Origin of the sequence: Proteus sp. ZN5 (assembly GCF_011046025.1) — a bacterium.
In the GTDB taxonomy this organism is placed as follows: Bacteria; Pseudomonadota; Gammaproteobacteria; order Enterobacterales; family Enterobacteriaceae; genus Proteus.
This window is the reverse complement of the sequence record NZ_CP047639.1, coordinates 1,108,164-1,121,102: the sequence shown is the minus strand read 5'-3', so window position 1 is coordinate 1,121,102 and position 12,939 is coordinate 1,108,164. Positions and strand designations below refer to the sequence as shown.

The following is a 12,939-nucleotide window of genomic DNA, read 5'->3' as shown; positions in this document are numbered from 1 at the left end:
CCGTCACTCCGCGGTCTTCACTGCGTGATCGAGTTGATCGACACCCGCCGTGACACGCTCCATGAAGTGCCTGCCTGCGTCTGTTAGCCGAACGCCCCGCGCATGGCGCTCAAATAGCAGGACACCAAGGTTATCCTCCAGCGCTTTCACACGCGCGCTGACGCTCGACTGGCTGATACCAAGTGCCTTGGCCGCATGCCGAAAATTCAGATGCTCGGCGACGGCGATGAACTGAACAAGGGAAATGAGCGGTATCCTGCCAGACAGGATACCGACATTCACGAGGTTTCGATGGTTAGTGCGCCGCATCGGAGCGGGCCTGCTACCAGTCGTCGGTTAGACGACTGGCGACTTCTCGGTGGCAGCCCCACGGAGCCGAAGGAGCACCAGCCCCAACGAAACCAGTACCGCCATCGCCGTGGCGTAACAGATCACGGGCCACGCTGTGTCACCGTTTAAAAGTGCCACCGCCAATGTCCCGACAATGCTGACTATCAGGCTTTGAACGCAGAAGTAGAACGCGACCGCTGATCCCGCGATGTCGTCGAACTCTGCCAAAGCGCCGTTCGCGGTAACGGACACCGTGAAGACAATACCGACCGCGACAACCCACATCGGTAGGATGAAGGTGAGGAATGACGGCGAGCCGTAAAGTTCGCCGATCCCCAACAGGACCGCTCCGCAAACAAGCAACGCCATCCCACGCGCCACGCATCCTGCGATGCCCCATCTGGCGACAAAGGACTTCGCGAAACGGGTTGTCACGATCATTACAAGCGCGACAGTGGCGAAGGCAAAGCTGAATCCGATCTCGGAATATTCCGCTTGGCCTATGAGCACACGGGGAGCCGTCGAGAAGAAGACGAAGTAGGTGCCCATACCGGCGCTAAAGCCGACAGTGTAAACCCAAAAAGCCGGACTCGCGAAGATCGGCAAGACAGATCGGCGCGTCTTGACTTGATCCAGAGGGCGGGTTTCGTGCCACCTGAAACCCGCATTTAGGAGTGCGAGCATCGCCAGTATAGCCAAAGTAATGAATATCGCCTGCCATCCCAAGAACTCGCCGATCAATACTCCGGCGATAGGGCCGAGCGCAGGCACGAACGCCAGCATCGAACTGAAAAGGCCGTAGATGACGACACCCTCAGGACGGTTGGCATAAACGTCGCGAACCGTCGCGAACGTCGCCACCAGCATGGCCGACGCGCCCACTGCTTGAAGTAGACGGAAAGCGACAAAGGCCGGTGCAGTTGAAGACCAAGCTGCTCCCAGAGACGCAATGACGAAAGCCGTTGCGCCCGCAAGTAGAATTGGCCGTCGCCCGATTCTGTCTGAGAGCGGACCAAAAATCACCTGGCCCACGCCGAGCATCACCATATAGAGGCTCAACGTGAGTTGGATCATAGCGGGCGTCGTGTTCAGGATGCCGGGCATCGCTGGAACGACAGGGAGATAAATATCCATCGCCAGTGAAGCGAGGATGTCGAAAGGAGCCATCAGCAGCAGTGCTGCCGGCAGCGTATAGGCCCACGCGGGGCGTGTGGTGGTCATGACGAATCAACCCTCGATTAAGGAATACCGGGCGACGTCTGCTCGTCAGCAATCAGATGAGACTAGCCTTACAGAGCGCCGCAACAACAATACTGGTTGTTGCGGCTTACTTGTCTGCTGACTTGGAATTTCCCATCTGATTACTCCACGCTTACGAATATGAATTGCTACATTTTATCCGATTATCTTTTGCTTCGCAATGCGGCATGGGCGCACTCAGCGTTCCAGCCCCCTCTGCCGCCCTAACTGCCACGACACCGACCCGCCCTGCACGATGCCCATAACCTCGCGGCCGAGTTGGCGGTCGATGATCGGCCGCCACGGGACAAGGGTGAACTCATGGGATTTCTCGACCACGGCGAACTTGCCGCTCGATAGATGCACGGTTCCGGTAAACTTGCCGCTGACGCTCTCGCCGTCCGTGGCGGCGCGGAACGGCAGGCCCTTACTCAAAGCCATATCCGATCCGACGCCGGCTACCTCGCGCTCCCGCAGGATGGCGAGAAGGTTGCGCCGGTAGAAGACGCGGCTGTCCCGGCTGCGGGTGGCGTCGCCCTGTTCGATATGGTGCTCGCGGCGCTGGTCCATGGCTTCGCGGACTTGTTGCCCGAAGCCGGTTGGCGCAAGGTCGGCCGTCTCGCCGTGGATCAGCCGCCGGTCCAGCCAGGTCGCGCCGTCCGATCCGATCTGTTTGTTCAGATCGACCGGGGAAAGGACGCGAACGCTGGCCTGACTGTCTCGGCCGGCGTCATGGGCGGCGGCACGGCTGACCAGATCATCGGGGATGCGCCATTGGTCGGCGTCGATCCGCTCGACGATACCGGCCCGGCGTAGCGCCTCCAGCCGGCGCACATGGGCATCGACATAGCCCTCATAGTCGCCGCCTGGAACGCGGCACGTATAGGAAGAATAAACGCCCTTTTCACCCAAGTCCAACAGCTTTGGACCGCAGTTGACTCTTTCGACACCCCTGCGATGCAACCCAATCCGGCTGACGGGGAGCCAGCAACGCTGAAAATTTACCCTCCTCTTTCCCACTAGCGGCTCCTTTTCCGACAACCAGCACGGCGGATCCCTGCCGCGGCGCTGTGAACGCAGCATTTTGATTGGTATCGTTGGCCTTCAGGCTCGTCAGTCAAACAGACCCAGGAGCAGCTCAGCCGGTGGCGCCCGGCTTTCGGGTAACGCCCTGGTCCCGCTGGTTTCGGCTTTGTGCTTCAGGTGATCAAGGATCTGCTTGATCACTATAGGGTCTTCAATGCAGGCGATGACTTTCATGGCGCCGCCGCAGCCGCTGCAGGTCTCGATGTCGATATTGAAAACACGCTTGAGCCGTTGCGCCCATGTCATCGACGCTCGCCGTTGTGCTGGTGTTGCCGGTTCATCAGCCACCCTGACCTTGTTGCCCCTGCCCCGTTTTGCCGGCGTGACCAACGCCCGGTGCCGACTGTTGGGTGCGAACACCCCGTGGAAGCGGGTTAGGTTGACTCTGGGCTTCGGTACCAGGGCGGCCAGCCTTGCAATGAAATCCAATGGTTCGAAAATGACGTGCGTGGTGCCGTCCCGGTACGGCGTCTTGAGCTGGTAGCGCACGTTGCCGCCTCGTGTTAACGACAGCCGCTTCTCGGATACCGCCGGGCGGCTGATGTACCGGCACAGCCGTTCGAGCTTCTTGCGTTCATCGGCCCTGGCCGCCACGCCGGCGTGCAGGCTGGACCCGGCTACCTTGCCAATCCCGTCACCGAACGGATCACCACTGGTCGGCAGAGTTTGCAAAGTGAACACCTTTCGCCCCGCCTGTGAACCGACAGCGATACGGTAAGTGATCGAGTGCCCCAGCAGGGGTGTCATCGGGTCGTCATCCACCGCATCCGAGGCCAGATAGCTGTTTTCGACATCCCGTTCCAGCAGGCCTTGCCGTTCCAGATAGCGACCCACCCGGTGGGCGATGGTGTGCGTCAGCTGGGTGAGCTCTGGGCTGGTCGGCGCCTTGACCCAGCGGAAACGCGCTGAGCCGTGGGATTGCTCGACATACACACCGTCGAGGAACAGCATGTGAAAGTGAATGTTGAGGTTCAGTGCACTGCCGAAGCGCTGGATCAGGGTGACGGCACCGGTCTTGGCCGCTTGGTGGGTATAGCCCGCTTTCTTGACCAGATGCGTGGCGATGACGCGGTAAACGATGCCCAACACCCGGCCCATGACCTCCGGCCGGCTGGCGAACAGAAAGCGCAATTGAAAGGGAAAGCTGAGTACCCATTGGCGCATGGGCTGTACGGGCAGAACCTCATCGACCAGTAGCGCGGCGCTTTCGGCCATACGCCGTGCGCCACAACTAGGACAGAAGCCCCGACGTTTGCAGCTGAACGCAACCAGGTGCTCAGCGTGACACGACTCACAACGCACCCGCAGAAAGCCGTGTTCGAGACGGCCGCATTTGAGGTAGTCGTCAAACTCGCGTTGCACATAGCCGGGCAGTTCCCTGCCCTGCGCCGCCAAATGGGCAGCGAACGTCGGGTAGTATTCTTCGACGATCCGATAGAGCAGGGTTTGCTCGGGCCGGTGACGCTGGTAACGACCAGTGTTCTCGTCCCGGCTGGCCATCCTGGCCGCCACTTGGGGCATGATCCGCATCCTTGCGATACTGTGTTTTTATACAGTTTATCGCTCAGCTGCGAGATATTGAAGTCTCAGCTGTGATGCCAGCCAGTGCCAGACATTGCCTGTGAGTGCCAGTCACTCCCACTCTATTGTAAATAGAGTTGAGTACTCTATGAAATAAAAGGGGCGAACAAAAAAGAAAGCTGCCTATTCTTTTACGAATAAGCAATTTTTCAGCACGGCAGAACTGAACCTTTGCGGGGAATATCCTTTACAAGTCATTTTTATTTAACTATTTTCGAAACCACTCTAAAATGTATTGTGTTTTCCTAATATATTTGCTAAAATATATGCTAAAATATATTAAGTATTGCCTTGTATAGAATTAGAGTACGCAACTCTATGAAAAATACGAGTTTACCAATAACGATACACCCAACGGCAACAAAAAATCAAATAGCCACACGGGTAAAGGAGTAGGCTATTGGAACGCAACATAAAAGACTCTCAAAATTTTTTACACAATGCCCAACTAGTAAATAAACTAGTCGGACTTAGCAATATAACTTGCGATGATTTGGTTTATGAAATCGGACCCGGCAAAGGAATTATCACTCGAGCCTTACTTGGACGCTGTAGACAAGTTGTTGCGATAGAGTACGACGCGGAATTGTACAGGCGATTGCTTGAGCAATTAAAGGGGCACGAGGATTTAGTTCTGCTGAACAGGGACTTTCTAACAGTAGATTTGCCGAGCGAGCCGTACAAAGTTTTTTCTAACATACCATTCAACATGACTGCGGATATTTTGAGCAAACTTTTGACGACGGGAAGGACGCCCGAGGATTTATATCTCGTCATGCAACAAGAGGCGGTATATAAGTACGCAGGTGAGCCTTTGTGCCAAGATGGATTTAAGTCGCTACTTTTTAAGCCGATTTACGAAATCAAAGTCATTCACAACTTTGATAAAGCGGACTTTTCGCCAAGCCCGAATGTATCAATATTTTTTGTGAACTTTCACAAAAAAGAATACTGCGACATAAAAAAATTGCCGCTAATCGACTACTGGGATTTCTTGGCTTTTGTATATTCCGCGCCAGGCAGATTTTTTAAGGAAAAAACAAAAAAAGTTTTTTCATACGAACAACAAAAGCGGATACGAAAGCAAATCGATCTTCACGAGGAGGCGTTTATTTCGGAATGGACATACAAACAATGGCTTGCCATGTTTGATGTATACTCTAAAATGGTTTCGCCAGAAAAAAAGAAATTGGTTATAGGCGCATATAGCCGATTGATTGCCGAGCAGGCAAAACTCGACAAACTACATCGTGACAGGAGCAAAAAGTATTAGCCGATGGCAAGCGTAACCTTTAAGAAAATAAACAAGGTTTACGACGGAAAAGTACAAGCCCTAAAAGACATAGAACTGAAAATCAATGCGCAAGATTTTTTAGTGATTGTGAGTATAGGAAGAATAAACGCCGTTTTTCTCCAAGTCCAGCCACTGTAGACCGCGAATGACGGCCTGCTTTGCCAGTGGGTGATTCTGAATCCGGCCCGTGTAGCCATCGATCCCGCCGAAAATTTACCCGTTTTTCCCGACAGCCGGGGCCAACCCAAGCCGCCGGCATAACGCATCCCTGCCGCGGCTGAATTACCGCAGCATCGTGATCGGAATCGTTTGGGACGGGTCAGTCAAACAGACCCAGGAGCAGCTCAGCCGGTGGCGCCCGGCTTTCGGGTAACGCCCTGGTCCCGCTGGTTTCGGCTTTGTGCTTCAGGTGATCAAGGATCTGCTTGATCACTATAGGGTCTTCAATGCAGGCGATGACTTTCATGGCGCCGCCGCAGCCGCTGCAGGTCTCGATGTCGATATTGAAAACACGCTTGAGCCGTTGCGCCCATGTCATCGACGCTCGCCGTTGTGCTGGTGTTGCCGGTTCATCAGCCACCCTGACCTTGTTGCCCCTGCCCCGTTTTGCCGGCGTGACCAACGCCCGGTGCCGACTGTTGGGTGCGAACACCCCGTGGAAGCGGGTTAGGTTGACTCTGGGCTTCGGTACCAGGGCGGCCAGCCTTGCAATGAAATCCAATGGTTCGAAAATGACGTGCGTGGTGCCGTCCCGGTACGGCGTCTTGAGCTGGTAGCGCACGTTGCCGCCTCGTGTTAACGACAGCCGCTTCTCGGATACCGCCGGGCGGCTGATGTACCGGCACAGCCGTTCGAGTTTGCTGCGCTCATGGGCCTTGGCCGCTACGCCGGCATGTAGCGAGAAACCGGCAACCTTACCGGGCATGTCACCAAACTGATCTTCCGGGTCGCAGGCGGGCAGTGTCTGCAGGGTGAACACCTTGCGCCCTGCCTGTGGCCCCACGGCGATGCGATACGTGATGGAATGCCCCAGCAGTGGAGTCATCGCATCTTCATCCACCGCATCCAAGGCCAGGTAACTGTTTTCAGCATCCTGCTCCAGTAGGCCTTGCCGCTCCAAATAGCGGCCGACCCGATGGGCGATGGTGTGCGCCAGTTGGGTGAGTTCGGCGCTGGTCGGCGCCCTGACCCAGAGGAACCGGGCTGTTCCATTGGGACGCTCAACGTACACGCCATCGAGGAACAGCATGTGAAAGTGAATGTTGAGGTTCAGTGCACTGCCGAAGCGCTGGATCAGGGTGACGGCACCGGTCTTGGCCGCTTGGTGGGTATAGCCCGCTTTCTTGACCAGATGCGTGGCGATGACGCGGTAAACGATGCCCAACACCCGGCCCATGACCTCCGGCCGGCTGGCGAACAGAAAGCGCAATTGAAAGGGAAAGCTGAGTACCCATTGGCGCATGGGCTGTACGGGCAGAACCTCATCGACCAGTAGCGCGGCGCTTTCGGCCATACGCCGTGCGCCACAACTAGGACAGAAGCCCCGACGTTTGCAGCTGAACGCAACCAGGTGCTCAGCGTGACACGACTCACAACGCACCCGCAGAAAGCCGTGTTCGAGACGGCCGCATTTGAGGTAGGCGTCAAACTCGCGTTGCACATAACCGGGCAGTTCCCTGCCCTGCGCCGCCAAATGGGCAGCGAACGTCGGGTAGTATTCTTCGACGATCCGATAGAGCAGGGTTTGCTCGGGCCGGTGACGCTGGTAACGACCAGTGTTCTCGTCCCGGCTGGCCATCCTGGCCGCCACTTGGGGCATGATCCGCATCCTTGCGATACTGTGTTTTTATACAGTTTATCGCTCAGCTGCGAGATATTGAAGTCTCAGCTGTGATGCCAGCCAGTGCCAGACATTGCCTGTGAGTGCCAGTCACTCCCACTCGATTGTAAATGAGTGCATATTTCTATTTATTTTCAAACAGTTACAAAGAAGCATATTCACAATACCATCAAAAATACCATGCTCAGAAATTTCTTGTAAAAAAATTTATTTTGAGCGGATAAATGCGCCATTTTACGGCGTATGCAAGTGGCGATAATATTAAGGACAATCCTTACCAAATACATGCAAATTCACCATAGGATGGTGCAATTTCAGCATACGATGCTGATACCACGATGGTTCACGAATCGTCAGCTCATAACCCAATGCTTCCAAAGCTAGAAGATAAGATGCTTCATCTTCAGGATTTTCTACAATCAAATCAATATCAATGATTGGTTTAGCGGCTAAGCCTTCAACTGCTGTTGATCCAACATGATCAATTGATAATACTAAATCACCCAAAGCACTCTTAATCAAAGATTTTTGTACGCTAAATCGTGCAAGCCAATCAGGATCATGCGCGACTATTTCAATATGTACTTGCTCAGGTTTACCTTTCACCCAAGGATTTTCATTAGGATCGCCTTCTTCAAAAATATAAATAGCCGCTTTTTGTTGTTGTGTTAATCGATTTTTTAACATTAGAACAATTCATCCAATAAAATGTAATAGCGAATCTTTTCCCAATCAGGTGTGATATTCAACTTCTCAAACAGCATATTGGGATCAAAATTTGGGTAAGCCATTCCGCCGTTATATCGTCCATCAAAATTATGCAATAAACTGCGATAGCACAATGCAATATCCTGATAACGATCAGCAATACCACTTCGGCCTAAATCAATAAAACCACTGATCTCACCTTGATCGATAAAGATATTGGGCAAACAGAAATCACCATGAGAAAAAACGAGATCTTCCTCAGGCTGATTTTGTTTCAACCATTCTAGTAATGCTTTGGGTGACGAAAAACCATTCTCACCATAAGTACCCGCTTCTGCATCATCCATATCACACAAACCATGTTCCACATTGTATTCTGCATGCTTTAATTTCTGCGACAATGTCGCATCATAAGGACAATGCTCAATCGGAATATTCCATAACATTTGTAGCGCTTGCACCAACATTTCCACCAATGATTCAGGTTGTTTTAACCAAAAATCAGAGCATGCATATTCACCTTTTAACTTTTCCATTAAAAGATAATGATGTTCTTCATGCTCCATGGCTTTAACAATATTTGGTAATGGTAATTGACCTTGTAACCATTGATACATTTGATGTTCACGCTGAGCTTCAGCAGTAGATTTTTCAACCTTCAAGACCAAATCTTCATAAAACATCACATTAGCATTCGACATGCCAACATTATCAATTCGATAAGTGCGATCGCCCAAATGTTCACGAATATTAATGGGTAAATTGTTTATCATTTTTTTGATCCTTGATTGAGGTAATAACAATATCATTTATATCTTTCTGTTCACGATGCTGACTAACTTTAATCCGATGAAAACTGTCAACGTTTCTGCCACAACACTGGTTAGCCAAATGCCATCAATGCCAAATATCCGTGGGAAAATTGCAATACCAATCAAAACAAACACTAAGCTATGTAATGCAGCAATGATGAGAGAATATTTAGCCGCACCTAAAGCTGTAAAATATGCAGTAATCAAAATATTCAGGCCACTGTGATTAGAGAATTGCACAGTATTAATTGGCATCGCTTCAATGCCCATTCTTTGTAATGTAAATACAGCTGCCGAGTTGCCAACATGCCCAAAAGCAACATGGGATTGGATAGTTAAAACGCGTTTTGGTTGGTTTGTCACGATGATCTCACTTTGCTACATCTTTTAATTTGATGCTCGATTATAGCGCAATGATTTTAATTTTGGGATTAGGTTCTTGAACCTAAATCGTGATCGCTTTCATTACCTTCCAATAGATGTGTCATTTCACGCACAGAAGCAATTTGATTGTTCTCAAACGTGAAAAATGCAATCACTCGTACATGTAATGTTTCACCATTCTTTTTAGTCACAAATACATCGTGAATATCCGCAGCTGTATCGCCTTCCACCATAAATTCAATGAATTCTACATGAGCTGTAGCAATCACTTCTTTCAATGCGACAACATGCTGAAAGAAACCATCGTAATCCAAGCTTTTACCATCCACCCATTGTGTATAGTTATTTGCAAAAAACGGTCTAACATCATCCACTGATTGATTCGCATCGAATAATACTTCAAATGATTCAGCCACTAATTTCTGATATTTATGCATGTTTTGATCTCCTTTTTTCATTATTCTTCTAAGTAATTTGTTAAAGCTTCCAAGAACAGCTGGGCTTTAGCCAATGTTTCATCATCCATTGTTGCTAAGAAATTCAAGTAATTTGCTTTGGCTTGCTCATGCAATACATGATGAATATCAGCAATATGCTCACCTTCTTTCGTTAACTGATAAAAGATCGACTTTTGGTTATCCTCAACTTGATATGTTGTGATCAATTCATCCTTCAATAATTTATTCACAGCCTTTGAAACTGCTGCTTTTGTTAATGCCAAAGCATCGCTGAGCACTTTATTATTCACAGCATCATGCTGCTGAATACAGCTCAAGATATGCAATTGTGTCAATGTGTAATTGCCTAAATCCTTCAATAAAGTTTCACGCTTTTTTTCTCGATGAATTTCCTGTGCATGCGTTAACTTTACTAAAGCTCGATACATTTTTTCTGTTTGTGTTGCCATAATTATCGCCCTAACTTTGTTTACCAGTTAACTATATTCTTGATTTAAATTATTGTCAACTGGTTAACTATAAATTTGAGTTAGCTTGATAAATACTTATAATGTCTCAATGATCAATAATCCTTTACTGAAAAAGCCGAGAATCGCTCGTGGTTGATGCACTTGGAATGTAGTGCATCGAATCGATAAAACATTCCATGTATTTGCCATTTTATTTGGAGCTTTGTCATGGAAAAAAAACATTGGTCAAAAGTGGAATATCTCCACGAAACTGTTAAAAACTCAAACATTATCATTAAAGGTCAACATAGCTATTACAGCGATTGCTGGGATCAAGGCTTTGAAGCTTCTGTTGTGCGCTATTTATATGGCGATGAAGAAAGCTTAAAGTGGGAGCCTTTATGGCATATTGATCAGCTATACATTGGTGATTATGTCTGCATTGGTGCAGAAGCTGTGATTCTTATGGGCGGCAATCATACACATCGCGCTGATTGGTTCAGCTTATATCCTTTTATGGAAACAATCGAAGAAGCTTATCAAAGCAAAGGTGATACACATATTCACGATGGCGATTGGATAGGCATGCGAGCGATGATTATGCCTGGTATTACAATTGGTGAAGGTGCAATCATTGCTGCAGGCAGCATTGTGACAAAAGATGTCGAGCCTTATGCCATTGTGGGTGGATCACCTGCGCAATTAATGAAATATAGATTTCCACCAGAAATCATTCAACAATTATTAGCATTGCATATTTATGATTGGGCACCTGAGAAATTTCAGGTACTTCGCCCATTCTTAACGCAAAATAATATTGAAGCATTGATTGAAGCTGAGAAAAATTATCCATTTTAATTATTGTTATTATCAATGAAACTATCCCTCTCAGTAGGAGGGATAGAGCTTAAACCTATTGCATTGTCCATTACATGGCTGGGAATTTTTCCTGCCACTGCCAACCACTTTCAGTCGCCACTAAATATTTGGTAATACCAATATTCGCTAAAAACTCTTGGTCATGTGCAACAATCACCAAAGCACCTCGATAACTCTGCAATAATTGCTCCAATGCTTGTAATGATGGCAAATCCAAATGGTTATTGGGCTCATCCAATAACAATAATTGTGCAGGTTCTTTTTGATATAAAGACAGAATCAAAGCAGCTTTCAATTGCTCTCCGCCACTTAAAGCATTCATGGGTTGATTAATCACTGTATTATCCAAACCCAATTGTGCCAATTGCATTCTTAAATCTGTAATTTTTTCTTTAGTTTGCCCATCTGAAATTTGATCCAAAATAGATTGTGATAAATCCAATGAAGACAATTGCTGATCCAAATAAGCAAAATTCACATGATGCTTCACTTCGCCTTGTAAGGGTGAAACCAACCCTGCCAATGTTTTCAGTAATACAGATTTGCCACTGCCATTTTTGCCCACAATAGCAATGCGATCGCCTTTTTCAATCTGCCCATGAAATTCTCGCAAATGCTCAGATAAATGTGGCAATGTAAGCTGATTCAATTCTGCCAATACTTTTGGCACAAAAGCGTCCACATCATAACCATGTAACACAACTGTTTCTTGCTGATCTAGACGATCTTTTGCAGATTGAATGGCTAGCTTGCCTTGTTCAGCAATCTGATCTCTTTGTTGTTTGGCTTTGCCTGAACTTAATTCACTGCGATTCTTTTGACGATCTAGCAATATCTTCGCTTGATTTTGCTCACCACGTTGTTTATTGGCTTGAGAGGATCGTTTCGCTTGTCGTTCTAATTGTTGCTGTGCAACTGCCAAGCGCTTTTTCTCTGTCTGTTTCACCGCATTCAACTGCTGAATAGCAGAAGCTAATTCGGCATCCCTTTGCTCAATATAATCTTGATAAGCACCGCTGTATGCTGTTAAGCCTTTAGCAGATAATTCCACAATGGCGCTCACTCGGTTCAACAAATAACGATCATGGGTGATAATGACCACCTGCCCTTGCCATGATTGAATCATCGACCATAAAACTTGTTTATAGTGATAATCCAAATGGTTGCTAGGTTCATCTAGAATCAAAATCTGCGCTTGTGATAAAAAAGCAGCCGCAATGCGAATACGCATTTGCTCACCACCGCTTAATTGCTGCATAGCAGTTGCTAACGAAACATGGGATAAAGACAGATCAGCCAATAAATTCAGAGCCTCATCCTGAATGCACCAACGCGAACCCACAGTTTCAAAATCATCAGGATCAACACTACCATTTTCGATGCGTTGCAATGAATTCAATATATATTGAATTCCCAATGCTTCAGCAATGGTTTCAGCGCTTTTTTCATGGGCTTTTTGTGATAAGTAATAAACTAAATCACTATTGATACATGAGCCTTCCGTTGGCAATAATCGCCCCGCCATGATTTGTGCCAATAAGCTTTTGCCAACGCCATTTCGCCCAATCAAAGCTGTGATTGGCTGAGAGAATGTATAAGTTAAGTCTGAAAAAACTGCGTTGCCATTTGGCAAACCATAAGACAACTGATTAAGCTGCAAAAATTTGGACATAAAACCTCCTTGATTGACGTATAGGAAGAATAAACGCCCTTTTCACCCAAGTCCAACAGCTTTGGACCGCAGTTGACTCTTTCGACACCCCTGCGATGCAACCCAATCCGGCTGACGGGGAGCCAGCAACGCTGAAAATTTACCCTCCTCTTTCCCACTAGCGGCTCCTTTTCCGACAACCAGCACGGCGGATCCCTGCCGCGGCGC

13 protein-coding genes are annotated in these 12,939 nt (G+C 48.5%); 2 read left to right on the top strand and 11 right to left on the bottom strand.

What is annotated here, in order from left to right:
* Positions 1 to 3: 3 nt before the first annotated feature.
* The 4 genes from GTK47_RS05140 to GTK47_RS05125 form a co-directional block, all read right to left on the bottom strand.
* Positions 4 to 309 carry a LysR family transcriptional regulator gene (locus GTK47_RS05140; protein WP_001255015.1) on the bottom strand — a complete coding sequence of 102 codons (306 nt, stop codon included), beginning with the start codon at positions 307 to 309 and terminating at the stop codon, positions 4 to 6.
* Between the two features lie 27 nt (positions 310 to 336).
* Positions 337 to 1,551: a chloramphenicol/florfenicol efflux MFS transporter FloR gene (gene floR / locus GTK47_RS05135; RefSeq protein WP_000214122.1), complete on the bottom strand. Its 1,215-nt coding sequence runs from the start codon at positions 1,549 to 1,551 to the stop codon at positions 337 to 339.
* A 216-nt stretch (positions 1,552 to 1,767) separates the two neighbouring features.
* Positions 1,768 to 2,652 carry a DUF3363 domain-containing protein gene (locus GTK47_RS20465; protein WP_001447541.1) on the bottom strand — a complete coding sequence of 295 codons (885 nt, stop codon included), beginning with the start codon at positions 2,650 to 2,652 and terminating at the stop codon, positions 1,768 to 1,770.
* 30 nt (positions 2,653 to 2,682) lie between these two features.
* Positions 2,683 to 4,176 carry an IS91 family transposase gene (locus GTK47_RS05125; RefSeq protein WP_156734113.1) on the bottom strand — a complete coding sequence of 498 codons (1,494 nt, stop codon included), beginning with the start codon at positions 4,174 to 4,176 and terminating at the stop codon, positions 2,683 to 2,685.
* A 460-nt stretch (positions 4,177 to 4,636) separates the two neighbouring features.
* Here GTK47_RS05125 and GTK47_RS05120 point away from each other — a divergent pair, with 460 nt between their 5' ends.
* The gene (locus GTK47_RS05120; RefSeq protein WP_084929516.1) at positions 4,637 to 5,509 is read left to right on the top strand and encodes an rRNA adenine N(6)-methyltransferase family protein; all 873 of its coding nucleotides are present in this window, start codon (positions 4,637 to 4,639) and stop codon (positions 5,507 to 5,509) included.
* Positions 5,510 to 5,849: 340 nt separating this feature from the next.
* Here the strand turns inward: GTK47_RS05120 and GTK47_RS05115 are convergent, their stop codons facing one another.
* From GTK47_RS05115 to GTK47_RS05090, 6 genes are all read right to left on the bottom strand, one after another.
* Positions 5,850 to 7,349, bottom strand: coding sequence for an IS91 family transposase (locus GTK47_RS05115; protein ID WP_156734115.1), 1,500 nt, complete (start codon positions 7,347 to 7,349; stop codon positions 5,850 to 5,852).
* Between the two features lie 282 nt (positions 7,350 to 7,631).
* A complete protein-coding gene (locus tag GTK47_RS05110) occupies positions 7,632 to 8,057 on the bottom strand; it encodes a GrpB family protein (protein WP_156734117.1) in 426 nt (141 codons plus the stop codon).
* On the bottom strand, positions 8,057 to 8,851 hold the full coding sequence (locus tag GTK47_RS05105) for an APH(3') family aminoglycoside O-phosphotransferase (RefSeq protein WP_165122347.1): 795 nt from the start codon (positions 8,849 to 8,851) through the stop codon (positions 8,057 to 8,059). The genes GTK47_RS05110 and GTK47_RS05105 overlap by 1 nt, the downstream gene beginning before the upstream one ends.
* 36 nt (positions 8,852 to 8,887) lie before the next feature.
* Positions 8,888 to 9,253, bottom strand: a complete 366-nt coding sequence (locus tag GTK47_RS20370; RefSeq protein WP_202981869.1) for a hypothetical protein — start codon at positions 9,251 to 9,253, stop codon at positions 8,888 to 8,890.
* 68 nt (positions 9,254 to 9,321) lie between these two features.
* Positions 9,322 to 9,711: a nuclear transport factor 2 family protein gene (locus GTK47_RS05095; protein WP_165122346.1), complete on the bottom strand. Its 390-nt coding sequence runs from the start codon at positions 9,709 to 9,711 to the stop codon at positions 9,322 to 9,324.
* 20 nt (positions 9,712 to 9,731) lie between these two features.
* Positions 9,732 to 10,181 carry a MarR family transcriptional regulator gene (locus GTK47_RS05090; RefSeq protein WP_156734123.1) on the bottom strand — a complete coding sequence of 150 codons (450 nt, stop codon included), beginning with the start codon at positions 10,179 to 10,181 and terminating at the stop codon, positions 9,732 to 9,734.
* A 228-nt stretch (positions 10,182 to 10,409) separates the two neighbouring features.
* On the opposite strand from GTK47_RS05090, the gene GTK47_RS05085 reads away from it, so the two are divergent.
* Positions 10,410 to 11,039, top strand: coding sequence for a CatB-related O-acetyltransferase (locus GTK47_RS05085; RefSeq protein ID WP_156734125.1), 630 nt, complete (start codon positions 10,410 to 10,412; stop codon positions 11,037 to 11,039).
* 70 nt (positions 11,040 to 11,109) lie between these two features.
* Here GTK47_RS05085 and GTK47_RS05080 read toward each other — a convergent pair whose 3' ends face one another.
* The gene (locus GTK47_RS05080; RefSeq protein WP_156734127.1) at positions 11,110 to 12,732 is read right to left on the bottom strand and encodes an ATP-binding cassette domain-containing protein; all 1,623 of its coding nucleotides are present in this window, start codon (positions 12,730 to 12,732) and stop codon (positions 11,110 to 11,112) included.
* Positions 12,733 to 12,939: the final 207 nt, after the last annotated feature.

What these genes read in the sequence shown, in the direction of transcription:
- GTK47_RS05105 (WP_165122347.1), bottom strand. Translation starts at nt 8,851, where the DNA reads ATGATAAACAATTTACCCATTAATATTCGTGAACATTTGGGCGATCGC.
- GTK47_RS05110 (WP_156734117.1), bottom strand. Translation starts at nt 8,057, where the DNA reads ATGTTAAAAAATCGATTAACACAACAACAAAAAGCGGCTATTTATATT.
- GTK47_RS05140 (WP_001255015.1), bottom strand. Translation starts at nt 309, where the DNA reads ATGCGGCGCACTAACCATCGAAACCTCGTGAATGTCGGTATCCTGTCT.
- GTK47_RS05095 (WP_165122346.1), bottom strand. Translation starts at nt 9,711, where the DNA reads ATGCATAAATATCAGAAATTAGTGGCTGAATCATTTGAAGTATTATTC.
- floR (WP_000214122.1), bottom strand. Translation starts at nt 1,551, where the DNA reads ATGACCACCACACGCCCCGCGTGGGCCTATACGCTGCCGGCAGCACTG.
- GTK47_RS20465 (WP_001447541.1), bottom strand. Translation starts at nt 2,652, where the DNA reads ATGCTGCGTTCACAGCGCCGCGGCAGGGATCCGCCGTGCTGGTTGTCG.
- GTK47_RS05080 (WP_156734127.1), bottom strand. Translation starts at nt 12,732, where the DNA reads ATGTCCAAATTTTTGCAGCTTAATCAGTTGTCTTATGGTTTGCCAAAT.
- GTK47_RS05085 (WP_156734125.1), top strand. Translation starts at nt 10,410, where the DNA reads ATGGAAAAAAAACATTGGTCAAAAGTGGAATATCTCCACGAAACTGTT.
- GTK47_RS05090 (WP_156734123.1), bottom strand. Translation starts at nt 10,181, where the DNA reads ATGGCAACACAAACAGAAAAAATGTATCGAGCTTTAGTAAAGTTAACG.
- GTK47_RS05115 (WP_156734115.1), bottom strand. Translation starts at nt 7,349, where the DNA reads ATGCCCCAAGTGGCGGCCAGGATGGCCAGCCGGGACGAGAACACTGGT.
- GTK47_RS05125 (WP_156734113.1), bottom strand. Translation starts at nt 4,176, where the DNA reads ATGCCCCAAGTGGCGGCCAGGATGGCCAGCCGGGACGAGAACACTGGT.